Origin of the sequence: Ligilactobacillus sp. LYQ139, from assembly GCF_045033025.1 — a bacterium.
GTDB lineage: Bacteria > Bacillota > Bacilli > Lactobacillales > Lactobacillaceae > Ligilactobacillus.
The window spans coordinates 378,360-401,357 of sequence record NZ_JBJFZW010000001.1 but is presented as its reverse complement, the minus strand read 5'-3'; the positions used below and the strand labels follow the sequence as shown (position 1 = coordinate 401,357).

22 protein-coding genes and 1 tRNA gene are annotated in these 22,998 nt (G+C 48.3%); 22 read left to right on the top strand and 1 reads right to left on the bottom strand.

The window, feature by feature from the left end:
* Positions 1–78: 78 nt before the first annotated feature.
* The 14 genes from zwf to ACI3E1_RS01935 all read left to right on the top strand — a co-directional run bounded on the left by zwf (position 79) and on the right by ACI3E1_RS01935 (position 13,317).
* Entirely contained in the window at positions 79–1,533 is a 1,455-nt protein-coding gene (zwf, locus tag ACI3E1_RS02000; RefSeq protein ID WP_405024004.1) for a glucose-6-phosphate dehydrogenase, read from the top strand.
* Positions 1,534–1,597: 64 nt separating this feature from the next.
* A complete protein-coding gene (locus ACI3E1_RS01995; protein WP_405024003.1) occupies positions 1,598–1,987 on the top strand; it encodes a hypothetical protein in 390 nt (129 codons plus the stop codon).
* The gene (locus ACI3E1_RS01990; RefSeq protein WP_405024002.1) at positions 1,929–2,195 is read left to right on the top strand and encodes a hypothetical protein; all 267 of its coding nucleotides are present in this window, start codon (positions 1,929–1,931) and stop codon (positions 2,193–2,195) included. Before ACI3E1_RS01995 ends, ACI3E1_RS01990 begins: the two co-directional genes overlap by 59 nt.
* Positions 2,196–2,551: 356 nt before the next feature.
* Complete coding sequence (locus ACI3E1_RS01985; protein WP_405024001.1) at positions 2,552–3,652, top strand: hypothetical protein; 1,101 nt, start codon at positions 2,552–2,554, stop codon at positions 3,650–3,652.
* Between the two features lie 12 nt (positions 3,653–3,664).
* Positions 3,665–4,129, top strand: a complete 465-nt coding sequence (locus ACI3E1_RS01980) for an NfeD family protein (RefSeq protein ID WP_405024000.1) — start codon at positions 3,665–3,667, stop codon at positions 4,127–4,129.
* Entirely contained in the window at positions 4,126–5,085 is a 960-nt protein-coding gene (locus ACI3E1_RS01975; protein ID WP_405023999.1) for an SPFH domain-containing protein, read from the top strand. The genes ACI3E1_RS01980 and ACI3E1_RS01975 overlap by 4 nt, the downstream gene beginning before the upstream one ends.
* 17 nt (positions 5,086–5,102) lie before the next feature.
* Entirely contained in the window at positions 5,103–5,612 is a 510-nt protein-coding gene (locus ACI3E1_RS01970; protein WP_405023998.1) for a hypothetical protein, read from the top strand.
* A 160-nt stretch (positions 5,613–5,772) separates the two neighbouring features.
* Positions 5,773–6,852 (top strand): DNA polymerase IV, encoded by a 1,080-nt coding sequence (gene dinB / locus ACI3E1_RS01965; RefSeq protein WP_405023997.1) that lies wholly within the window; start codon positions 5,773–5,775, stop codon positions 6,850–6,852.
* A gap of 56 nt (positions 6,853–6,908) precedes the next feature.
* Positions 6,909–7,868, top strand: a complete 960-nt coding sequence (locus ACI3E1_RS01960) for a bifunctional oligoribonuclease/PAP phosphatase NrnA (protein WP_405023996.1) — start codon at positions 6,909–6,911, stop codon at positions 7,866–7,868.
* Entirely contained in the window at positions 7,868–9,211 is a 1,344-nt protein-coding gene (locus tag ACI3E1_RS01955) for a DEAD/DEAH box helicase (protein ID WP_405024049.1), read from the top strand. The genes ACI3E1_RS01960 and ACI3E1_RS01955 overlap by 1 nt, the downstream gene beginning before the upstream one ends.
* A gap of 246 nt (positions 9,212–9,457) precedes the next feature.
* Entirely contained in the window at positions 9,458–12,100 is a 2,643-nt protein-coding gene (gene alaS / locus ACI3E1_RS01950; RefSeq protein ID WP_405023995.1) for an alanine--tRNA ligase, read from the top strand.
* A gap of 204 nt (positions 12,101–12,304) precedes the next feature.
* A complete protein-coding gene (locus ACI3E1_RS01945; protein ID WP_405023994.1) occupies positions 12,305–12,562 on the top strand; it encodes an IreB family regulatory phosphoprotein in 258 nt (85 codons plus the stop codon).
* A 5-nt stretch (positions 12,563–12,567) separates the two neighbouring features.
* Positions 12,568–13,011, top strand: coding sequence for a Holliday junction resolvase RuvX (ruvX, locus tag ACI3E1_RS01940; RefSeq protein WP_405023993.1), 444 nt, complete (start codon positions 12,568–12,570; stop codon positions 13,009–13,011).
* Positions 13,012–13,026: 15 nt separating this feature from the next.
* Positions 13,027–13,317: a DUF1292 domain-containing protein gene (locus tag ACI3E1_RS01935; RefSeq protein ID WP_405023992.1), complete on the top strand. Its 291-nt coding sequence runs from the start codon at positions 13,027–13,029 to the stop codon at positions 13,315–13,317.
* A gap of 74 nt (positions 13,318–13,391) precedes the next feature.
* Here the strand turns inward: ACI3E1_RS01935 and ACI3E1_RS01930 are convergent, their stop codons facing one another.
* Positions 13,392–14,033 carry a YigZ family protein gene (locus tag ACI3E1_RS01930; RefSeq protein WP_405023991.1) on the bottom strand — a complete coding sequence of 214 codons (642 nt, stop codon included), beginning with the start codon at positions 14,031–14,033 and terminating at the stop codon, positions 13,392–13,394.
* A gap of 63 nt (positions 14,034–14,096) precedes the next feature.
* Between ACI3E1_RS01930 and ACI3E1_RS01925 the strand changes: the two genes are divergently transcribed.
* The 8 genes from ACI3E1_RS01925 (at position 14,097) to prfB (ending at position 22,995) form a co-directional block, all read left to right on the top strand.
* Complete coding sequence (locus ACI3E1_RS01925; protein WP_405023990.1) at positions 14,097–15,413, top strand: DEAD/DEAH box helicase; 1,317 nt, start codon at positions 14,097–14,099, stop codon at positions 15,411–15,413.
* Positions 15,414–15,466: 53 nt separating this feature from the next.
* Complete coding sequence (locus ACI3E1_RS01920) at positions 15,467–16,090, top strand: ComF family protein (RefSeq protein WP_405023989.1); 624 nt, start codon at positions 15,467–15,469, stop codon at positions 16,088–16,090.
* Positions 16,091–16,228: 138 nt separating this feature from the next.
* Positions 16,229–16,777: a ribosome hibernation-promoting factor, HPF/YfiA family gene (hpf, locus tag ACI3E1_RS01915; protein ID WP_405023988.1), complete on the top strand. Its 549-nt coding sequence runs from the start codon at positions 16,229–16,231 to the stop codon at positions 16,775–16,777.
* A gap of 120 nt (positions 16,778–16,897) precedes the next feature.
* On the top strand, positions 16,898–17,107 hold the full coding sequence (locus tag ACI3E1_RS01910; protein ID WP_405023987.1) for a DUF2187 domain-containing protein: 210 nt from the start codon (positions 16,898–16,900) through the stop codon (positions 17,105–17,107).
* 48 nt (positions 17,108–17,155) lie between these two features.
* A tRNA-Gly gene (locus ACI3E1_RS01905) sits at positions 17,156–17,226 on the top strand.
* Between the two features lie 239 nt (positions 17,227–17,465).
* Entirely contained in the window at positions 17,466–19,163 is a 1,698-nt protein-coding gene (argS, locus tag ACI3E1_RS01900) for an arginine--tRNA ligase (RefSeq protein ID WP_405023986.1), read from the top strand.
* Between the two features lie 274 nt (positions 19,164–19,437).
* The gene (gene secA / locus ACI3E1_RS01895; protein ID WP_405023985.1) at positions 19,438–21,801 is read left to right on the top strand and encodes a preprotein translocase subunit SecA; all 2,364 of its coding nucleotides are present in this window, start codon (positions 19,438–19,440) and stop codon (positions 21,799–21,801) included.
* 74 nt (positions 21,802–21,875) lie between these two features.
* Positions 21,876–22,995, top strand: a protein-coding gene (prfB, locus tag ACI3E1_RS01890) for a peptide chain release factor 2 (RefSeq protein ID WP_405023984.1) whose coding sequence is annotated in 2 segments (ribosomal slippage) — positions 21,876–21,947 and positions 21,949–22,995 — 1,119 coding nt in all. Because the reading frame shifts where the segments join, the coding sequence is not laid out codon by codon here.
* The last annotated feature ends 3 nt before the right edge of the window (positions 22,996–22,998 follow it).

Sequence of the window (22,998 nt, the reverse complement as noted above, 5' to 3'; positions counted from 1 at the left end):
TGAATCGTCCTGTTGTTAATTAGTGGGTTTCTCGCTAAAATGGTGGTGAATACTCTGGAAAGTGGTGCGAGAATAATAATGACAAAAAAGCAGAAGGCGTTGTTCGTAATCTTCGGCGGAACGGGGGACCTTGCACGGCGGAAGCTCTATCCGTCCCTTTTTAAGCTGTACCGGAAGGGGTTTCTTGATGACGACTTTGCGGTGATTGGGACTGCTCGCCGGGAGTGGACTGATGATCATTACCGCGAGGTTGTCTTGGATTCGATTCGGAAGTTAGTGCCAACCACGATTGATCCGAACGAGTTTGCGAGTCACTTCTACTACCAGGCTCATAACGTGAATGATACGCAGCACTACGTAACCCTCCGGCAACTAGCTGAGCGCCTTAATGAACAGTACCAGCTTGGGGGAAACCGAATTTTTTACATGGCAATGTCGCCTAAATTTTTCAGCGTGATTGCCAAGCACCTTAAGACCCAGGGATTGGTAACCCCGGAAGGGTATAATCGGTTGGTAATTGAAAAACCATTTGGAAACGACCTCGAAAGTGCCCGGAAACTTAACGCTGACCTGCGCAAATACTTCCCGGAGGAATCGATTTTCCGAATTGATCACTACCTTGGAAAAGAAATGATTCAGAATATTTCCGCATTGCGTTTTGGGAATAACCTGTTTAATGCTTTGTGGAATAATCGCTACATTGATAATATTCAGATTACGCTTTGCGAACCGCTTGGGGTGGGAACCCGGGCTGGGTACTATGAAGGAGCAGGTGCTTTGCGGGACATGTTTCAGAATCATGTCTTACAAATTGTCTCGCTATTAACGATGAATTCGCCGGCATCATTTACTGATGAGGATATCCGGCGGGAGAAAATGAGCGCTCTTAAAGCACTTAAATTTTACAGTGCCGATGAGATTAAGCAAAACATTGTTCGGGGTCAGTACGACGCGGCGAACGGAATGAAGGGGTACCGTGAAGAAACAGGGGTTGACGAGTACTCTGGGACCGAAACGTTCGTGGCGGGGAAGCTGATCGTGGACAACATGAGTTTTGCTGGGGTGCCAATCTACTTCCGGACAGGAAAACGGATGCGGTGCAAGCAGTCCCGGGTGGACGTTGTGTTTAAGAACCTGCCAGCACGAATTTTTAAGTACGGTGAAATTCGGCAGAATGTGCTGTCGATTGAGGCGGACCCGCATTCTCGGATGTCATTGCAGCTCAATACCAAGAAGGAGGGGCAAGGATTCGCCATCCGGCCGATTAATCTTGAGTTTAAGGCCAACGAAAACGAAATTCCTGGGGCTTACGAGAAACTGCTTTTGGACGTTTTGTACGGGAATGCCATGAACTTTACTCACCTGGAAGAGCTGCTTTATTCGTGGCAGTTTGTGGATGCCATTGAGCAGGTCTGGGATGACGAAGGAACGCCGGCAGATTTTCCAAATTATGACTGTGGAACGATGGGACCCCGGAGTGCAATGGAATTGCTGGCCCGGGACGGAAAGTTCTGGGTATATGATCCAGAATAAAGAAGTAAATTACGGGGCCGTGGCGGTTGTCACGGCCCCTTTAATTCAGTAAAGGAGAAAGTAGATGTATTCGGTTCAGGAAAAGCGGTGCCCGTTTTATCTACGGGGTAATTTTTGGATATTGTGTATCATTGGGATGTTACTCGTTATTGGCAGTGTGGGTGGCATCCGGTGGAGAATCTGGCAAGTACGGACCTATGAAGTGCAACGCACCGCAGCGGTTGCCTCACGGGTGCACTTATCGTCTAAAAGACTGGCACAGTATACGGGAGCGCATGGCCATGCGCCCGCTTCTGAACAGGTTTTGGGTGTTCCGGATCTCCAACAGGATATGGCTAGTCGGTTTACGGGAAATTCGTGGGCCTACCGCTTTCGGAAACCGGGAGGATGTAATTATGTTCATTCCGTTGAAGCGCCAACTCCGCGGAAGTCAGGTTTTATATCCCAGCATTAGTTGGCGGATTGGAAGGGATATTCGTCCAGGATTGTATCAGATGACATTAACCGCAACTAATAGTGACCCGGCAGGGATTGAGGTGGATGGTGGGTTGGCCTACCTAAAGCCACATCCCCGAAAGAAACGCCAGTTTAATTCAGTAACGGTCGCACTTCATCGTGGTCAGGAAATTAAGAATGATTCTGGGGTGTTGTGTTTTAAGTAATTGGCCCCACTTAAACACCCCCGGTCATTGTTACTTATAGATATGGAATACCAAATTGGGAAGGACCTTCCGGCGGGGCGGTACCGGATAATTGCTGAACAGGGGAAGGCGCGGGTTAAAATCCAGAAAAAACGGCGATGAGATAACAACCAAAAAGATTAAGCCTAACGGGAAGCGAACGAGTGTAGTCGTTACTTTTTATCGGAGTGAGAAACTCGAATCCGGTCCGAATATTTTTCGGTTAGTCCCAATGAAAAAGTGACGGGGAATTAGGGGTTAATTATTTACTTTTTATTTAAAATACGGTATTGTGAAGTGGTTGTTTGTTAAGAAATTGATAAGGAGTAGTTTCACCAATGTATACCATTAAGAACGATAAAAAACCGCTATACCGCCGGTGGTGGTTTTGGCTAATACTTGTGGTGATTCTTATGGGGGGCAGCTTCATGGGAACGGTGGTGCATGATGTGCACCGGATGGCTCAAACCGAACGGCGTACGCCTAAGAAACACCATAAAACTGATCAGGCGGATAAGAAGGCTGAACAAGCTCAGGAAAAGGTGCCCCGGGCGATTGCCGCTCCCAACAAGCAGCAGCGGGAGCAGCTTGTTAGTCAGGCAAAGAGTGGGGCGGATTTGCAAGCAGTCACGGCGGGCCAGCCTCAGGTAATTCATTTTGACCAGGACGACCAAACTATTAAGACAACGGTAGATAATAATGGCCAGATTAAACCTGGGCGGTACGCCGTCAAGTTGACGCGGGCCAATAAAAATTTTGATGATGATTTTCATGAATTATCGTTTGAAGCACATAATAACATCTATTATGTGAATGGCGCCCAAACTGATAACATTATTCAGGGGGTAGCAAACCTACCTGCTGGCCGGGAAGTGAAGTTGAAGGGGGGTAAGGGTGATACCATCACCTTAATCCCTCTTAAAAACCAGGAGCGGGCCGACCAATTTATCTATAATGGTGATTCGGTCCGGTCAACCGCTGATGTGCAACCGGGAATTTATCAGGTAACCTACTGTGATACAACGAGGGCTGATGATCAATCTATTGTGTCATTTGATGGTAATAATTGTTATGACTACTTCACACTATATGCTCATCCAAACATGAAGAAGCATCACTACACAAGTGTGGTGGTAGCCATCCAGAAAGACCAGAAGATTGAAGTGGCTAGTGGTGCGGTTCACCTCCAGCGGGTTCAGCTGCCCCCCAAGCCCCATAACCTGATTCTTGGTTCAGCCGTATACGCGGTGGGGCAAGATTTACCAGCCGGGCGGTACAAAGTCCGGGTTTTGAGTGGCTCGGGTAACATTGGAAAGGCGGATGGGCTTACAACGTTTGCTCGCCTTAAAAAACACGAAACAACAACGGTAACCTTAAAGAAGGGGACAAAGATTGAGATTAACCCGGACGTAGTTTCGTTGACCTATATTGGAAACTAGGAGGTGAAGGGAATGAACGAATTGGGACTAACCCCAACGACGTTGCTTTGGATTTGGGCCGGCCTGGCGGCGCTCTTTCTTATCATCGAGTTGTTTACGACCCAGTTAGTGGCAATTTGGTTTGCCGTTAGTTCAGTCGTTAGCCTGGGGTTGCAGGTGTGCCACGTTAGCTTAACGGTTCAGCTAGTTCAGTTTTTAGTAACCGGGATTATTCTGGGAGTAATTTTTCACCCGCTTGCCAAGCACTTGCTACAACGGCATGGCTATCACCCGCTCAATACTGCGGAAACCGTGATTGGAAAGCACGGGCGGGTAACGGTTGCGGTTAAGGATGGTACTGGTCGGGTAACGGTTGCAGGGGATGATTGGAAAGCAACAGCTGATCATGATTTACCCGTTGGTTGCCAGGTAGTGGTCACTGCGCTGAATGGCGTTACGGTGACAGTGGAAAAAATTAAGCAGGAGGATGACAAATGATTTTTTTAATTTTATTGCTGATTTTAGTTGCGGTAGTTGTGTACGTACTCGGTCATATTCGGGTTGTTAGTCAGAGTCAAAGCTGGGTTGTGGAGCGATTGGGAAGTTACTACGCTACCTGGACAAACGGTGTTCACTTTCTGGTTCCGTTTGTCGACAATGTGGTAGCTAAGAACTCCCTTAAGGAACAGGTAATGGATTTTCCACCACAGCCGGTGATTACGAAGGATAACGTTACGATTAAGATTAATACCGTGGTTTATTCTCAGGTGACGGATTCTAAACTGACGACTTACGGAATTGAAAACCCGGTCGCCGCGCTTGAAAACTTAACGGCAACGACGCTTCGGAACATTATTGGGGATTTGGATCTTGACGAGACATTAACGAGCCGGGACATCATTAATACCAAAATGCGGACCATTTTGGATGGCGCCACCGATAAGTGGGGAATCAAGGTTAACCGGGTGGAAGTAAAGGATATTACGCCGCCGGCTGAAATTCAGAATGCCATGGAAAAGCAAATGAAAGCTGAACGGGAACGCCGGGCTCAGGTGCTGGCTGCTGAAGGAAACAAGAAAGCCGCAATTCTGCAGGCGGAAGGGCAAAAAGAATCTCAAATTTTGCAGGCTCAGGCCGATAAGGAATCAGCGATTCAGGTCGCTGAGGGGCAAAAGCAGTCCCGAATTTTGGAAGCTGAAGGGCAGGCTGAGGCAATTCGGCAGGTTCAACAGGCCACAGCTGACGGACTGAGTGCAATTAGTCAGGCGGACGTAACGGATCAGACGTTAACCGTTAAGGGCTTAGAGGCCGTTAAGCAGTTGGCGGATGGACAAGCAACAAAGTTGGTAATTCCGAGTGAGTTGCAGAACATTGCGAGCCTTGGCTCCGTGTTTAAGGCCAGCGTAACGGATGCTCCCGCTAAAAAACAGGCCACGACTGACCAGCAGAACTAACGCGCCGAGGATACTCAATGGAACGGAAACAGTTTAGTTATGGTGTCCGGAAGGCTCCTAAGCAGTCGGGGGAAAACGTCCCGTCCAAGAAGGGGATAGCACGGTTATGGACGCTTGCCATTATACTAACCTTTGTTGAGATGGCGCTGAATTTTACTGCGGAAATATTTTTGAGGCATTCTTCGCTCTATGCGCAGGTCGTCGTTTCACGAATTATGTGGTGTGGTTACGTATTAATTGCTTGGCTACTAGCGTGGTGGACGTTACGCAATGTTCTGTCATTACGTCAAAGTGGGTTTGCCGCTCTGGGGGTGATGATGGTGACCGTTATCCTAGGATGGATTGCGCAGATTGTGATTGTTGAAACGATGGACCGGTGGTTGATGGCGGCTGCATTACACGGTGCAGATAAGGCGATGGCGGGGATTAGTCTTCTGTGCGATTTTGCGATGGCTAATGTATTCATTATTACCGCAGTTATAACCACCATTGTTTTCTTTGTGGTTAGGCATGTTCAGCAGCGATGATGATTTTTACGAAAAATAAGCATTTCACCGTGAGGGATTTGAATATGCGAGGGGTTGGATCATAGATTCCGGCCTCTTTTTTAGCGTAAAATTAAAAGAAGTTGCACGAACACGTGTGCGGCGTTTTAATAAAAGGAAGAACGATTGTGGGGATGATTTTGTGGTTGGACAACGAAAAATTATTCACGTCGATATGGACGCCTTCTACGCATCAATTGAAATGCGGGATCACCCAGAATTACAAAACGTGCCGCTTGTGGTAAGCCGGAATCCTCGACATTCCGGGGGACATGGGGTAGTGGCAACTGCCAATTACATTGCGCGGCAATACGGGATTCACTCGGCCATGAGTGCACAAGAGGCCCTTCGGCGGTGCCCACAAGCTCACTTTCGGCGGCCAGACTTTCCCAAGTATCACCGGGTTTCCGACCAGATTCATGCGCTTTTTCACGAGTATACCGATATGATTGAACCGGTTGCTTTGGATGAGGCATACTTGGACGTTACGCGAAATAAACAGGGAATCCGGTCAGCAATTGTGGTTGCCCGCCAGATTCAACGGGCCATCTTTGAGCAAACCCACCTGACTTGTTCGGTAGGGGTGGCGCCAAATAAATTTTTAGCAAAGCTTGGATCGGAATACCGTAAACCAGTTGGTGTGGCGGTTGTCCGGCAGGAGGATGTGCGGGTCTTTCTTGATCCGCTTCCCATTGAGACCATTCGGGGCGTGGGGAAGAAGACCGTTGTAAAAATGCATGCTATGGGAATTGAAACGGGGGCGGACTTATATGCGGTGAGCGATACGGAGTTAATCCGGCGCTTTGGTAAGGCGGGTCACCTGTTTTATGAACGGATTCGGGGGATTGATCCCCGACCAGTTGAATGGCAACGGGAGCGCAAATCAATTGGAAGTGAACGAACGTTTGACCAGCCATTGATGAGTGGTGTTGAAGTTGAGCGCGTAATGCATGCGACGGCCGAACGGCTTGTTAGTGAACTTCACCGGAAACAAAAACACGGGAAGACGCTTGTCATTAAGGTGCGGAATGCGGCGTTTGAAACGGTTACGCGGCGGATTACCCTGGATGATTACTTTGAAAATGATGTTCAAGAAATTCAACGGTATGGGCAGCAATTATTTGACGTGGTTCAACCGGATGCTATTAACGTTCGGCTGTTGGGTTTGACGATGACTAACCTGGATGACGTTGCCTTTGAGAACATCCGCCTCCCGCTTTAGGCGGGGAATTTGCTATACTGGGTAACAGGAAGGTTTTGAAGAAGGGACCGATAAGGATGACAGTACAAGATGAAATTATTAATAAGATTGAAGCTGCACCAACGATTATTATTCACCGCCACCAGCGGCCGGATCCGGATGCCGTGGGAGCTCAAGCAGGGTTGGCAACCATTTTGCGGGCAAGTTTTCCGGGTAAGCAGGTCTATCAGGTTGGGCAAGACGTGCACAGCCTTGATTGGATTGCCAAGGAACAGACCATTGACGATGCGGTTTATCAGCACGCTTTGGTGATTGTTTTGGATACGGCAAATGCGCCGCGGGTTGACGATGTCCGGTATACTACGGGAGCTGATCTCATTAAAATTGATCATCATCCAGCAGAAGATCAGTATGCGCCGTTAAACTGGGTTGTCCCAGAAGCATCAAGTACGTCTGAACTGATAGTGGACCTTGTTTCAGCGAGCCACGGGAAGCTTCACTTAACGCCCGAAGCAGCCCGGATGCTGTATGCCGGGATTGTTGGGGATACTGGTCGGTTTATGTACGATAATACGACACCGCATACGTTGGAGGTTGTTGCTAAACTTTTCCGGCAGGGAATTGATGCTCCGGCGGTTAACCGGAAGTTAAGCGATATTTCCCTTCCGGAGGCGCGGTTGGCTGCATTTGTATATCAAAATATGGAGATTACAGCGCATCATGCTGCTTTTGTTGTGATTAAACTGGAAGATATTGCCCGGTTAGGAATTAAGGATGCTGGGACGTCCAGTGTTGTTTCCCTTCCCGGGATGATTGCGGATGTTTTGTGTTGGACCGTAATTGTTGAGCAACGGGACGGAACATACCGGCTCCGAATTCGGTCAAAGGCGCCGGTGATTAATGAATTGGCAAAGAAGCACGATGGTGGCGGTCATCCCCTTGCTAGTGGAGCGGTTTTACATGATGAAGAGCAGATCCCGGACTACGTGGCTGAGTTAGATGCTCTCGCAGCGAAGTATGAGGAGGAACACCAGTGATGGCGACCTTTGCAGATTTTAAATTTCAGCCGTTTATCATGAAGGCGTTGGCAGCGATTAACTTTAGCCGTCCGACGGAAGTGCAGCAACGGCTAATCCCAACGATTATGGCGGGGAAAAGTGTTGTGGGGCAATCTCAGACTGGAAGCGGGAAGACGCATACGTTTCTTCTTCCGATTTTTAACGCGGTTGATCCCCGGATTCAGTCGGTTCAAGCTGTTATTACAACCCCGAGTCGGGAATTGGCTTATCAAATTTACGATGCCGCCAAGCAGATTGTGCGGTTTAACCCGGCGATCGTGGTGCAAAATTACGTGGGAGGAACTGATAAACAACGCCAAATCAGCAAGCTTCAGCGGGCACAACCCCAGATTGTTATTGGTACCCCAGGGCGAATCAATGATTTGATTCGGCGAGGCGCGCTTGATGTTCACCGCACTAAAATGTTGGTGGTTGACGAGGCTGATATGACGCTCGACCTCGGTTTTTTAGCGGAAACGGATGCCATTGCCGGAGCAATGCCGCGTGATCTTCAAATGATGGTCTTTTCCGCCACGATTCCGGAAAAATTACGCCCATTTTTACGGAAATACATGGAAAATCCGGTAGTCGAAGTGGTGGAAAACCAGCATGTAATTAGTCCCACGATTGATAACTTTTTGTTATCAACGAAGGGGCGTGACCGAAATCAGCTGATTTTGCGGCTACTCACTATGGGAGAACCGTACCTGGCATTAGTATTTACTAATACTAAGGAACGGGCTGATGAATTGAGTACTTATCTGCGGCACCAGGGATTACGCGTTGCTACCGTTCACGGGGGAATTCAACCCCGTGAACGAAAGCGGGTTATGCGTGCAATTCATAACATGGAATACCAGTATGTGGTTGCGACTGACCTTGCAGCCCGGGGAATTGATATTGAAGGGGTGTCTTTGGTAATTAATGATGATCTTCCCCGTGATCTAGAATTTTTTGTTCACCGGGTTGGGCGAACCGGGCGCAACGGGTTGTCCGGGACAGCAATAACCTTGTATGGGCCGGGCGATGACCGCCAAATTAAGGAACTTGAAGGGATGGAAATCCATTTTAAGCCTAAAGAGTTAAAAAATGGTCGGTTAGTTGATACGTACGATCGACGTCGGCGCCAGCAGCGGGGAAAACGTCAGGATCATATGGATCCGCAACTCCGAGGAATGGTCAAGAAGGCTAAGAAGAAGCATAAACCGGGATACAAAAAAAAGATTAAGCGGGTAATTGCAAAGGATGCTCAGCAAAAACGCCGGATTGAACGGCGTCAGAAAATGCGAGCTCAGCGTAAGCAACACCGTGATAACTGGTAATTGACAACTAGGGGGGAGTTTGCTATTCTTAGGTGCGGCAGGATATGCGGTCTGCTAGCGTTCTGCAGCGAGGATCCTGGTGGTGCGACGGATCTAGAATGAGGCAGCCTGTGCTCCCTGACTTAAAACTAAATGAACTAATTATTAAGAGGTAAACGACTAGCATCGTTGCAAGTAAGGTGGTACCGCGCAAAGGCGTCCTTACGTTGTGACGGTGCTTTTTATCGTTGGAAAGGAATTGTTACTATGAAAAAACTAACGAGTGCTCAGGTGCGCCAGATGTATCTGGACTTCTTTAAGAGTAAGGGGCACGATGTGAAAAAGAGTGCGCCGTTAATTCCACACGATGACCCGACGCTCCTATGGATTAATTCCGGGGTAGCAACGATGAAGAAGTACTTTGATGGGACGGTTGTTCCTAAGAACCACCGGATTACAAGTTCCCAAAAGTCTATCCGGACAAATGACATTGAAAACGTAGGACACACTGCCCGGCACCACACGTTATTTGAAATGTTGGGGAACTTCTCCGTGGGAGACTACTTCAAGGAAGAGGCGATCACGTGGGCGTGGGAATTACTTACGAGTCCGGAATGGTTTGCGTTTGATGCGGAAAAACTGTACGTAACGGTTTACCCGAAGGATACAGATGCTAAGCGGTATTGGCAAGAGGTTGGTGTTTTACCAGGCCATATTTATGAGGCTGAGGATAATTTCTGGGACATCGGTCAGGGACCAAGTGGTCCGGATTCCGAGATTTTCTATGATCGTGGGCAGGAAATGAATAACGTTGCTGAGGATGATCCTGAAAATTATCCGGGAGGGGAAAACGAACGGTACCTGGAAATTTGGAACATTGTGTTCTCTGAATTTAACCATAAGCCGGATGGCAATTACGAACCACTTCCGCATAAGAACATCGATACTGGAATGGGGCTGGAACGGATTGTTTCCATTTTCCAAAATGCGCCGACAAATTTTGAAACGGACCTGTTTTTACCAATCATGGACGCCACGGCGGCAATGGGTCCTGGCGTTAAGTATGGGGATGCACCAACAACCGATGTGTCGTTTAAGGTCATTGCTGACCATATCCGGGCGGTTACCTTTGCGATTGGCGATGGGGCCTTACCATCTAATGAAGGGCGCGGTTATGTCATTCGGCGGTTAATCCGCCGGGCGGTCATGCACGGTCAAAAGTTGGGAATTAAGGGCGCGTTCCTTTACAACCTTGTCCCTGTTGTTGGTGAAATTATGAAATCTGCGTATCCGGAAGTGCTTGAACAGGTGGATTATATCCAGAAAGTTATCCGGATGGAAGAAGAACGCTTTAACGAAACCTTAGCCGCAGGAATGCAGTTGCTAGATGATTTAATTGCTGAAACAAAGCAAGCCGGAAAAACGGAAATTCCGGGTGATGGGGCGTTCAAGATGTACGATACGTACGGCTTCCCGTTTGAATTAACCCAGGAATACGCGCATGATGCGGGCATGGTGGTTGACCAGGCTGGGTTTGACGCTGCCATGAAGGAACAGAAGGACCGGGCTCGTGCTGCTCGGAGTGATGCTAAGTCGATGGGGGTTCAAAACGGACTGCTCACTGATATTAAGACGCCGAGTGAGTACGTAGGGTACCGCCAGTTAAGCATCGACGGAACGTTAAGGAACATCATTGTTAATAATGAACTAGTTGATCAAACCGCCCGGGGCGGGGCCCAGTTAATTTTTGATAAGACTCCGTTTTACGCTGAGATGGGCGGACAGGTCGCTGATCAGGGAGTAATTAAGGATGAAGACGGTGAGGTTGTTGCCCGCGTTACGGACGTCCAACATGCACCAAACGGGCAAAACATGCACACGGTTAAGGTGCTTGGCCCGCTGGTAACGGGCCGCACCTATAGCCTTGAAGTTGATCGGGAATTCCATAATAAGGTAAAGAAGAACCATACCGCAACGCACCTTTTAGACCAAGCTTTACGCGATGTTTTAGGTGAGCATACGCATCAGGCAGGTTCATTGGTTGAACCAACGTACTTGCGGTTTGACTTTACCAACCTGGGAGCCGTTACACCGGGAGATCTCGAACGAGTTGAACAGATTGTAAACGAAAAGATTTGGGCGGCACTTCCGGTAGAGACGGTCGTTACGGACATTGAATCCGCCAAGAAGATGGGGGCCATTGCCCTCTTTTCGGAGAAGTACGGTGATACTGTTCGGGTGGTTAAGGCTGGTGATTACTCGATGGAATTCTGTGGTGGGAACCACGTTGATAACACGAGTGAACTGGGACTCTTTAAGGTTGTTTCTGAATCTGGGGTAGGTGCCGGGACCCGGCGGATTGAGGCGGTCACTTCCAAGGAAGCGTACGAATACCTGAAACAGCATGACAACTTACTAACAACGGCCGCCGCAAAGGCAAAGGTTGTTCAAGTAAAAGATTTACCAGAACGGGTCGACCAGCTTCAGGGGACCATTAAGCAGCTTGAACGGGAAAAACAATCCTTAGAAGACAAGTTTGCTTCCCAGCAGGCTAGTGACGTTTTTCAGGACGTTCAGGAAATCAACGGTAAGACATTAATTGCCGCGCAGGTAAACGTTTCTGGCATGGGTCAACTCCGGCAGCTTGCCGACCAGTGGAAGGCCAACGGCTACTCAGATATTTTGGTACTGGCAACGGCCACGGAAGACGGTAAGGTAAACCTCATCACCGCAATGAGTGATGCGCAGGTTAAGGCTGGCTTGAAGGCCGGTGATCTGATCAAGGCGATTGCGCCGCTTGTTGGTGGTGGCGGTGGTGGCCGGCCAAACCTCGCACAGGCTGGGGGAAAGAAGTCGGCTGGTATTCAGGATGCCCTTAAGCAGGCAGCTGAGTGGGTAGCACAGCAGTAAATTAAACGGGCAGAATAGAAGTTGCAAACCGACTGAATTGTGAAGATCGGTTCGGAGGGGGCGGACTTTTACTCAGCCCGTTTGTTTTATATGCGCAAAAAAGCGAGAAGGTTGCGGTTTATCTTCCCGCAACTCTTGTTTTTAAAACGGTTATGGTATACTGAAAGCAGATTATGTACGGGAGCTTAGTTTGGAGGTGGCATGATGAAACCAACTGATAAAACAGTATTCTTTAATTTTGATGCTGATAATCCCCAAAGTGTTCATGATACGCTCGTGACCGTTTACCAGGCACTGGAGGAGAAGGGATATAACCCAATTAATCAGATTGTTGGTTACCTTCTATCTGGCGACCCGGCTTACATTCCACGGTTAAATAATGCCCGTAACTTGATCCGAAAGCACGAGCGTGACGAAATTATTGAGGAGCTTGTGCGGGCATACTTGAATAAGGAGGACTAGTACGCGTGGGACGGTTGATGGGATTAGATGTCGGCTCACGGACCGTCGGTGTGGCAGTGAGTGATCTTCTTGGGTGGACCGCCCAGGGGGTTGAGATTGTTTCGATTAACGAAAAAGAAGAGCAGTTTGGTCTTGAGCGGATTGCCGCCCTTATCACTGACCATGATGTGAGTGCTTTTGTAGTGGGATTGCCCAAAAATATGAATAATACGGAGGGTCCCCGGGTAGAAGCAGCACGGCATTATGGTGAATTGCTTAAGGAACGCTTCGGGTTACCGGTAGATTATCAAGACGAACGGCTAACAACCGTTGCGGCGGAGCGGATGCTGGTTGAGCAAGCGGATACCTCCCGGGCAAAGCGCAAGAAGGTTATTGATAAGTTGGCGGCAAGCCTGATTTTGCAAGGATACCTTGACCGGAAGGGACCGTTGACTGCAAAATTAAATTAGAAACGAGGAGATTAAATGGCACAGGAACAGGACGACTTAATTACATTGGTTGATGATCAAGGCAATGAAAGTCTTTACCGCATCCTTTTTACGTTTGATTCGGAGGATTATGGTAAGTCGTATATTCTGTTGGTTCCAGCTGATGCTGAACCAGACGAACAGGTGGACGTGTTGGCCTTTTCGTTTAAACCGGATGAAAACGGAGAAGCAAAAGACGCAGATCTATTTGAAATTGATGACGACGATGAATGGGACATGGTTGAAGGTGTGCTTGACACGTTCCTCAATGACGAAAATATGCAGTAGTGGTTGATTAATTAGAAGCACAAGGAACGTGAACAAAAAACGAGGTTGGAACTTAGCCGTTCTAACCTCGTTTTTTAATGTGTTATGTTTGCCGGAACATACGTTGGCTGAATATTTCCTGCGTGAAGCGTTACATGACCAGAAAGGAGGTTCTTAATTGTCTGATTGAAGGCGGGGAACTGGTTTGCCGGAAGAGTAATTGTTGTGGTAACGGCTGTCGTGTAGTCGGTCGTTAGTAGCGGAATATGGTGCTGTTGTAGGTAATTTTGGAGGGTTTGAAACCGTGCATAATCGGTTGTAACGGTGATAGTTTGCTGGGAGCGCTTTGTCATAATGGTTGTTGCATTGATTGCGGTGCTTGTTACTTTCCGATAAGCCCTAATTAATCCGCCAGTTCCTAGTTTAATGCCGCCAAAATAGCGGGTTATAACTGCCGTGACATCGTGGAGGTGGCGTTGCTGAAGGGTACTGAGAATGGGAACGCCTGCTGTTCCGGAAGGTTCGCCGTTATCGCTCATTCGTTGAAACTGGTCGTTGTCACCGATAACGGTGGCAAAGCAGTTATGTCGGGCCTTACGTTCAGTTGTATTAACCCGTTCAATAAAAGCAGTTGCCTCTTTTGGAGAAGTTGTGCGGGTAATTCGGCAAATAAATATTGATTTTTTAATTGTGAGGGTGGCCTTTCCAGGAGTTGTAATCGTGTAATACGGTGTCAAAGCTAATTCCTCCGATAAATTATTCCCCTTTAAGCGTAATTATATGGTGAAGGAGGGATTGGGATGGAAAAGAGCGAACTATACGGGCGGCTTGTGGCAGGTCCGTTACCCGCCGGTCTAAGGAATAGCCCACAAATCCAACAAGTCCCGGTGATTCACAGGTGGGGGCCGGTAGTGTGGTGTTTACGGTGCGGGCAGGTAACGTGGCGGCAAGGGCGGTTGCCGCACCATCACGCATACTGTCCCCAGTGCCTTCAACTCGGGCGGGTTAGTACATTAACTTCATTATACACTATTCCCGAGCCAAATGATTTTCACTTTGATGGGAGCCGGTGCGTATGGCGGGGAAAGTTGTCGCCTGCGCAAGCCCGGATAGCAGAAAAGATTAAGCGGGCCGTTCAGCAACGGCGCCGTTTTCTGGTGTGGGCGGTGACGGGAGCTGGGAAAACGGAAATGCTTTTTCCAGGACTGGAAGCGGGCCTCGCTGCCGGTTGGCGGGTTGGGGTGGTTACCCCCAGGATTGATGTTTGTCGGGAACTTTTCCCCCGGCTACGGACTGCATTTCCAGCTGTGACTGCCATTCTTCTTACGGGGGATGAGTCGACGCCATACCGGTATACACAACTAGTTGTCGCGACGACCCACCAACTTTTGCGGTTCTACCGGGCGTTTGATCTTTTAGTAGTAGATGAAGTGGATGCTTTTCCGTTTATTACGGATAAAAGATTACATTATGCTGCTGCACGGGCGATTAAGGAGGATGCAGCGGTGCTGCTTCTTACTGCTACGCCGTCATCCCAATTGCTTAAAGTTATACGGCGGCATCGCTTCCAGATTGGGATGCTTCCTGCCCGGTACCATGGCTATCCTCTTCCCGAACCCGTGTTTGTTCGGATTGGGCATTGGGAACGCTTAATTCACCGACAGATGTTCCCCACAAAGATTCAAGCAGCGTTAGCAGGATGGCAGGAGCGTTGTTTACCAGTATTAATTTTTGTTTCCCGGATTAAGTGGTTAAAACCGGTCCTGCGTGCGCTTCAACGACAGTTACCGACTTGGCGGGGAACGAGTGTCTATGCGGCTGATCCACGCCGGCAAGAAAAGGTTGCTGCAATGCGGAAACATCGGGTGCAATATCTAGTTACCACAACGATTCTTGAACGAGGAGTAACCTTTCCGGACGTTCAGGTTATTATTTTAGGAGCGGATGATCCGGTGTTTACTGTTGCGGCTCTTGTTCAAATTGCTGGCCGGGTTGGACGATCCCCCACCGCACCAACGGGAACCGTTTTATTTGGATGTACCCGGATAACGCCGGTTGTTCGGGCGGCTTACCGTCAAATTCGCGCCCTTAATCGGGCTGCCCGGAGGATGGGATGATGAATTGCTTGTTATGTGGGAGAGCTTTAAAAACCTTGTCCTCCTTTAGGTGGGTGTTATCGTGGCAGAGAATACAGGATGATTACCTGTGTTCCGCTTGCCGAAAAGAATTTGTGCGGCTTACCGGGTCAACGTGTCCGGGATGTGGTCGTAAATGGCCAGAATTGTGTCCGGACTGCCGACGATGGCGATCCCAACAGCCGTCTTTGTTATGTAACCGGGCATTATACGCGTATAACAATGCAATGCGTACTTATATGCAACGGTATAAGTTTCAGGGCGATTATCGGCTTCGACGGGTTTTTAGCGATGAACTTCAGACCGCTTTAACGAAATGGTATCCCCGGTGGCAGGGATGGATATACGTCCCATTGCCGGTTGATGATATAACGTGGCAAACACGTGGGTTTAATCAGGTGGTGGGGTTTCTTTCCGGCATTGCTATTAAAGAGGGATTAATGATGATCCCTTCTTGCCACCAAAAGCAAAGTACTAAGACTCGCACCGCCCGGTTACAAACTAAACAACCGTTTCAGGCTAAGCCAAGTGCCGCGCGGTTCGCGCGTGTCGTGTTGGTTGATGATGTTTATACTACGGGACGGACACTGTATCATGCGCGAAAAGCCCTGACTGCAGTGGGGGTTCAGCACATTCGTTCGGTAACTCTGGCTCGGTAAGAAAGGGAGATTTCTTAGTAGAGATAATTGTTTCCGGTAGTGCTTTATCATATAATATAGATGTAGACGAGATGCACTTGCACCGCGTTAGTAAGCGCGTTCACTTGAATGTACTTACGTGTGAAAGGAGAGGGTACTATGTTAAAGTACAACGTTCGTGGTGAGAATATCGAGGTTACGGCAGCAATTCGAGAATACGTGGAGAAGCGGTTAGCCAAGTTAGAAAAGTACTTTGCTGATGCGACAAAGCCAACTGCGCACGTTAACTTAAAGGTTTATCCTGACAAAACCGCTAAAGTGGAAGTAACGATTCCGTTACCGTACCTGGTTCTACGGGCTGAAGAAACTTCTTCTGACATGTATGCAAGTATTGATTTAGTTACTGATAAACTTGTTCGGCAGATTAAGAAATATAAGACAAAGGTTAACCGGAAATCGCGGGAAAAGGGCGTTAAGGATATGGCCTTCGTGACGCCCGCAACGGATGATGATCAGTCAGACCAGCAGTTTGAAATCGTTCGGAACAAAAACATTGCCTTAAAGCCAATGGATGCTGAAGAAGCGATTCTACAAATGAATATGTTAGGGCATAATTTCTTTATCTACCGTGACGCCGAAACGGCGGATGTTAATATTGTCTACAAGCGGCGTGACGGACGGTATGGAATGATTGAAGCGGCTGATTAGCATTAACTTTGGTGATACGGAAGCGGGGTTTATAGGATGACCCCGCTTCTCGTGTTTTAAAAAGTTGCACGGCATCAATAAATTTGATAGTATCAAACATACTATGAGGGGTGATATGTAATGGCAAAAGCAAAGTTAGCGGTCGGCGATAAGGTAACCTGCAAGAAGATGGGGGCTTTAAAGCATGATTTTGAGGGTACCTTGGAGAAACTATACGATAATTCGGGGTTGGTTTCTATTACTAAGTATGATGACGAAGACCGGATTGCCGTTAGCGATTACCATGAACGGGTAATTATTGCCCAGAAGAACATGAAAAAAATCTCGTAATTCACATGACAAGCGAAAATGAGTATGGTATACTAACTTTCGTTCGATGCGGGTGTAGTTTAGTGGTAAAACTCCAGCTTCCCAAGCTGGCATCGCGAGTTCGATTCTCGTCATCCGCTTAAGTGACATCTCATTGTTTGTGGGATGCCTTTTTAATACCTGATGAGAAAGAAGAGTACTGCAGAGGAGGACAAAAGCGAGTCTGGGAGGGTGGAAGCCGGGTGTTCGGCCTGCAGGAAGCGCGCTTTTGAGGGTTTAGTTAAATATCAAAGTGGATTGAAGATCAATTAGAGTGGTACCGCGGGAAGCCTCGTCTCTTTAATAAAGGGACGGGGTTTTTCTGCTGAAAGGAGTTAAAATGGTAGACTATAAGCAACAAATTGCGGCTCGGATTTCCGCTACGCTCGGTGCGCCAACCCCTGCTGAAGAAATTATGGATAAGGTTGAGGTTCCTAAGGAGATTGCGCGTGGGGATTACGCCTTCCCGGCATTTATCTTAGCTAAGGTCCTCCACAAGGCACCGCAGCAAATCGCAGCTGATTTGGTCACCCAAATTGACAAAACGGGGTTTGAGAAGGTCGAAGCGGTTGGCCCGTACGTTAACTTTTTCCTTGATAAGGCGAAGTATAGTCAGGAAATTTTGGCAACGATTTTAAAGAAACAGGAGCATTATGGCGACCAGGATCTCGGCCACGGAGGGAACGTGACGGTAGATATGTCCTCCCCCAACATTGCTAAACCGTTTTCAATGGGTCACCTCCGATCGACGGTAATTGGGAATGCAATTGCACTCTTGCTTGCGAAGACGAATTACCATCCAATTAAGATTAACCACTTGGGTGATTGGGGAACCCAGTTTGGAAAGCTCATGGCGGCGTACACGTTGTGGGGGAGTGAAGAAGAAGTCAAGCAGGACCCGATTAACACCTTGTTGAGGTACTACGTGAAGTTCCATGAGGAGGCTGAAAAGGATCCAGCGCTTGATGATCTGGGCCGGAACTGGTTTAAGCGGCTTGAAGATGGTGATGAAGAAGCAACCCGACTGTGGAAGTGGTTCCGGTCGGAATCATTGAAGTCGTTTATGCGAATTTACAAGAAACTGGGAATTGACTTTGACTCGTACAACGGGGAAGCCTTCTATAACGATAAGATGGATGAGGTTGTTGACTTGCTGAAACAAAAGGGGCTTTTGCATGAAAGTCAGGGAGCTCAGATCGTTGATTTGGAGAAATACAACCTTAATCCGGCATTAATTATGCGTTCGGACGGTGCTACTCTCTATATTACCCGGGACCTGGCAGCAGCCCTGTACCGGAAGCGGACATACAACTTTGTTCAGTCTTTGTACGTTGCCGGTAACGAACAAACAAATCATTTTGATCAACTAAAAGCCGTTCTAACGGAGATGGGGTACGATTGGGCCGATGAAATTCATCACATTGGGTTTGGCCTTATTACCAAGGACGGGAAGAAGATGTCCACCAGAAAAGGGCATGTAGTGCTCCTTGATCAGGTGCTTAACGATGCGATTGGCCTAGCGGAGAAACAAATTGCCGCCAAAAACCCGACATTAGCTAATAAAGATAAGGTCGCCAGTGCTGTGGGAATCGGGGCGGTAGTCTTCCACGACTTAAAGAACGAACGGCTAAACAGCTTTGACTTTAATCTGGACGAAGTTGTGCGGTTTGAGGGAGAAACTGGGCCGTACGTTCAGTATTCCCACGCTCGGGCAATGAGTATTTTGCGGAAGGCAGGGAATCCGCAACTAACAGCAGACCAGGCATTTGCCGTTGATGATCCGCAGGCCTGGGAGACTCTGCGGTTACTGGGAGATTTTCCGGCGGTTATCAAGCGGGCGATGGACGAATACGAACCATCCGTGGTCGCCAAATACGCGTTGCACCTTGCGAAGGCGTTTAATAAGTACTACGCACACTCCCGAATCCTGACGGAGGATGCCGGCCGGAATGCTCGCCTAGCACTTGTTAAGTGCGTTGCCTTAGTTCTCAAAGAAGCCCTGCGACTTTTAGGTGTTCAAGCACCAGACGAAATGTAATAAAAAGTATTACCATCATGGAGGATGAGCCGTTGTCTTGTCCTCCTTATTGTTTCATTCCAAGTAAATGGTTGGGGGAATGAAGTGGAAAAGGTGTATGGGGCGTCAATTTATATTTTGGAGTGTGGCAACTTTCAGGTGGGATTCTTTGTTTAAAAGCTGCCGCATCTTGCTTCTAATCCGGGTATAATGCTAAAATAAAAACCGATATTCTATTGGATTACGGCCCAAGTGCCGGGACTTGAAAATATACGACTGAGAAGGGATTAAATCAATGACAAACATCCTGAAAAAATGGGTCGAAAGTGATAAACGTGAACTGCGACGACTAGGAAAAATTGCTGATAAGGTCGAGGCGCTCGCTGATAAAATGGCGGCTTTGTCCGATGAAGAATTAAAGGCGCAAACCCCCGCGTTAAAGGAGCGCTATGCAAAGGGGGCGACCCTTGATGAACTTTTGCCGGAATCCTTTGCGGTCTGTCGGGAGGGAGCCAAGCGGGTTCTTGGGTTATACCCGTACCGGGTTCAGATCATTGGGGGAATTGTCCTCCACGAAGGAAACATTGCCGAAATGAAAACCGGTGAGGGGAAGACCCTGACGGCAACGATGCCGGTTTACTTGAATGCGCTTGCTGGTAAGGGAGTTCATGTAGTGACGGTTAATGAATATTTGGCCGGCCGGGATGCTACGGAAATGGGTGAACTGTACGAATGGTTAGGGTTAAGCGTTGGATTAAACGTCGCCAATAAGTCACCCGAAGAAAAGCGGCAGGCGTATAACTGTGATATTACGTACTCGACGAACAGTGAACTTGGCTTTGATTACCTGCGGGATAACATGGTGGTCTACAAAGAAGACATGGTTCAGCGGCCGTTAAATTTTGTGATTGTCGATGAGGTAGACTCAATTCTGATTGACGAAGCCCGGACGCCACTGATTATCTCGGGGCAATCAACTGGGAAAACTGCTCTTTACAAACGGACGGACCGGTTTGCAAAGACCCTTACCAAGGAAGACGATTTTAAGATTGACCTTGAATCAAAGACCGTATCGCTGACAGAGCGGGGAATCCAGAAGGCGGAGAAGTACTTTGCCTTACGGAATCTGTTTGATCCGGATAATACGGCTTTGACGCACCACCTTGATAATGCTTTGCGGGCAAATTACATTATGCTTCGGGATAAAGATTACGTTGTGCGCGATGGTGAAGTACTAATTGTTGACCAGTTTACCGGGCGGATTATGGACGGCCGGCGGTACTCTGACGGGTTGCACCAGGCCATTGAGGCTAAGGAAGGTGTTAACATCGAGGAAGAAACCAAGACGATGGCCAACATTACGTATCAAAACTTCTTCCGGATGTACAAGAAGTTATCCGGGATGACGGGGACGGCTAAGACGGAACAGGAAGAATTCCGTGAAATTTATAACATGGAAGTCATCACAGTCCCAACCAACAAACCAGTTATTCGGAAGGATAAGGCGGATTTACTGTACCCAACGTTAAAGAGTAAGTTTGCGGCGGTAGTCGAAGACATCAAGAAGCGGCATGCCAAGGGGCAGCCAGTTCTGGTTGGGACCGTTGCCGTTGAAACGTCTGAATATTTGTCAGGATTACTTGATCAGGAAGGGATTCCCCACGCTGTTTTAAATGCTAAGAATAATGCCAAGGAAGCCGAGATTGTCGCTAATGCTGGTCAAAAAGGAGCCGTAACCATTGCGACGAATATGGCCGGGCGGGGAACTGATATTAAACTCGGCCCTGGGGTCCGAGAAGTTGGCGGTCTTGCCGTTATTGGGACGGAGCGGCACGAATCCCGGCGGATTGATAATCAGTTGCGGGGACGGTCTGGTCGGCAGGGTGATCCGGGATTAAGTCAGTTTTATCTTTCGCTCGAAGATGATCTAATGCTTCGCTTTGGTTCAGAAAAGATCAAGGCCGTGTTAGAGAAAATGAAGGTTGCTGATGACGATGCAGTTATCCAATCCCGGATGATTACCAAGCAGGTTGAATCCGCCCAGAAGCGGGTTGAAGGAAACAACTACGATACGCGGAAGCAAGTTCTTCAGTACGACGATGTAATGCGGGCCCAGCGGGAAGTAATTTACGCCCAACGGCAACAGGTAATCATGGAAGAAGAAAGCTTAAAGCCGGTAATCATGCCGATGATTAAGCGGACCGTTAAGCATGTTGTTGAGGTGCACACCCAGGGAAACAAGGATGAATGGGACTTAGAGGCCATTCTCGATTTTGCCCAGTCAAGCATGGTAAAGGAGGATACGATTGCCCTTGATGATTTAGAGGGAAAGAATCCCCAGGAAATCATGGGCTATCTGGACGAACGGGCTGAGGAAGTCTACGCTAAAAAGCAACAACAATTACCTGATTCGGAGCAGATGCTTGAGTTTGAGAAGGTCTGCATTCTTCGGGTAGTTGATACCCGGTGGACTGATCATATCGATGAAATGGACCAGCTCCGGCAATCAATTGGACTCCGGGGCTACGGACAGTTGAATCCGCTAGTTGAATACCAGTCCGATGGCTTCACGATGTTTGAACAAATGGTTGCTGACATTGAAGAAGACGTAACGCGGCTGTTCTTGAAAGCGGAAATCCGGCAAAACGTTAGGCGGTAGCTGATAGGAACGAAACATGGTGGGGAGGTGCGGATGAAAATCCCAGCCTCCTTTTTGGGCGGAGGAGATTTTGAATGGAATTAAGTGATTACCGACGTGAAATTAAGGTAATGAATGAAAAAGTCGCAGACTTTGGGAGGTCTCTTTGACTTAGATCGGTTAGCAGAAGAAATTGCCGATAATGAGCACCAAATGGCAGCTCCGGGTTTTTGGGACAACCAGCAGGCCGCGCAAAAAGTGATTGCCGCCAATAATCAATTGAAGGCAAAGTATGATAATTATAAACAGCTTGGAGCAGCGCTGGAAGATTTAACTGTTTTGTGTGAGATGTCAGCAGAGGATCCAACTGATTCGGACGTGCAGGTTGAGTTAGCCGCAAACTTTGAAGCGGTTCAAAAGAAGTTGGCAGACTACCAGCTGCGGATGCTGTTAAACGAACCATACGATCAAAATAACGCTATTTTAGAAATCCACCCAGGAGCTGGGGGAACCGAGTCCCAGGACTGGGGAAGCATGCTTTTTCGGATGTACCAGCGGTGGGCTGACCAGCACGGGTTTGCCGTTGAAACGGCGGACTACCAGGTGGGGGATGAAGCCGGAATTAAAAGCGTAACCCTTCTGATTAGGGGGGATAACGCGTATGGATACCTTCGGGGCGAAAGGGGGGTTCACCGATTGGTCCGGATTTCTCCGTTTGATGCGGCGGGTCGCCGGCATACTTCGTTTGCGTCGGTAAACGTAATGCCCGAACTTGACGATTCCGTTGAAGTTGAACTTCGGCCTGAAGATATTAAAATGGAGGTTTTCCGGTCAAGTGGTGCCGGGGGTCAACACATTAATAAGACATCTTCTGCTGTTCGGTTAATTCATATCCCAACGGGAATTGTAACTTCCAGTCAGGCGGAACGGTCCCAGTTTCAAAACCGGGCAACCGCAGAAAAAATGATGCGGGCTAAGCTCTACCAAATGAAACTAGAAGAACAGGCCAAGAAGAAGGCTGCTATTCAGGGAGAGCAGCTTGAAATTGGGTGGGGTTCCCAGATTCGCTCGTACGTTTTCCATCCATACACGATGGTTAAGGATCACCGGACCAATTATGAAACGGGGAACGGTCAGGCGGTTATGGATGGTGATTTGGATCCGTTCATTAATGCGTACCTTCAGTGGAAACTGCAACAACAAAATCCCCAGTAGGAG

Bases quoted from the DNA above. Each gene is read 5' to 3' on its own strand.
- alaS (WP_405023995.1), top strand. From the start codon at position 9,458: ATGAAAAAACTAACGAGTGCTCAGGTGCGCCAGATGTATCTGGACTTC.
- ACI3E1_RS01995 (WP_405024003.1), top strand. From the start codon at position 1,598: ATGTATTCGGTTCAGGAAAAGCGGTGCCCGTTTTATCTACGGGGTAAT.
- ACI3E1_RS01955 (WP_405024049.1), top strand. From the start codon at position 7,868: ATGGCGACCTTTGCAGATTTTAAATTTCAGCCGTTTATCATGAAGGCG.
- ACI3E1_RS01945 (WP_405023994.1), top strand. From the start codon at position 12,305: ATGAAACCAACTGATAAAACAGTATTCTTTAATTTTGATGCTGATAAT.
- ACI3E1_RS01935 (WP_405023992.1), top strand. From the start codon at position 13,027: ATGGCACAGGAACAGGACGACTTAATTACATTGGTTGATGATCAAGGC.
- secA (WP_405023985.1), top strand. From the start codon at position 19,438: ATGACAAACATCCTGAAAAAATGGGTCGAAAGTGATAAACGTGAACTG.
- ACI3E1_RS01990 (WP_405024002.1), top strand. From the start codon at position 1,929: ATGTTCATTCCGTTGAAGCGCCAACTCCGCGGAAGTCAGGTTTTATAT.
- ACI3E1_RS01985 (WP_405024001.1), top strand. From the start codon at position 2,552: ATGTATACCATTAAGAACGATAAAAAACCGCTATACCGCCGGTGGTGG.
- ACI3E1_RS01980 (WP_405024000.1), top strand. From the start codon at position 3,665: ATGAACGAATTGGGACTAACCCCAACGACGTTGCTTTGGATTTGGGCC.
- ACI3E1_RS01960 (WP_405023996.1), top strand. From the start codon at position 6,909: ATGACAGTACAAGATGAAATTATTAATAAGATTGAAGCTGCACCAACG.
- ACI3E1_RS01910 (WP_405023987.1), top strand. From the start codon at position 16,898: ATGGCAAAAGCAAAGTTAGCGGTCGGCGATAAGGTAACCTGCAAGAAG.
- ACI3E1_RS01925 (WP_405023990.1), top strand. From the start codon at position 14,097: ATGGAAAAGAGCGAACTATACGGGCGGCTTGTGGCAGGTCCGTTACCC.
- zwf (WP_405024004.1), top strand. From the start codon at position 79: ATGACAAAAAAGCAGAAGGCGTTGTTCGTAATCTTCGGCGGAACGGGG.
- ACI3E1_RS01970 (WP_405023998.1), top strand. From the start codon at position 5,103: ATGGAACGGAAACAGTTTAGTTATGGTGTCCGGAAGGCTCCTAAGCAG.
- argS (WP_405023986.1), top strand. From the start codon at position 17,466: ATGGTAGACTATAAGCAACAAATTGCGGCTCGGATTTCCGCTACGCTC.
- hpf (WP_405023988.1), top strand. From the start codon at position 16,229: ATGTTAAAGTACAACGTTCGTGGTGAGAATATCGAGGTTACGGCAGCA.
- ACI3E1_RS01975 (WP_405023999.1), top strand. From the start codon at position 4,126: ATGATTTTTTTAATTTTATTGCTGATTTTAGTTGCGGTAGTTGTGTAC.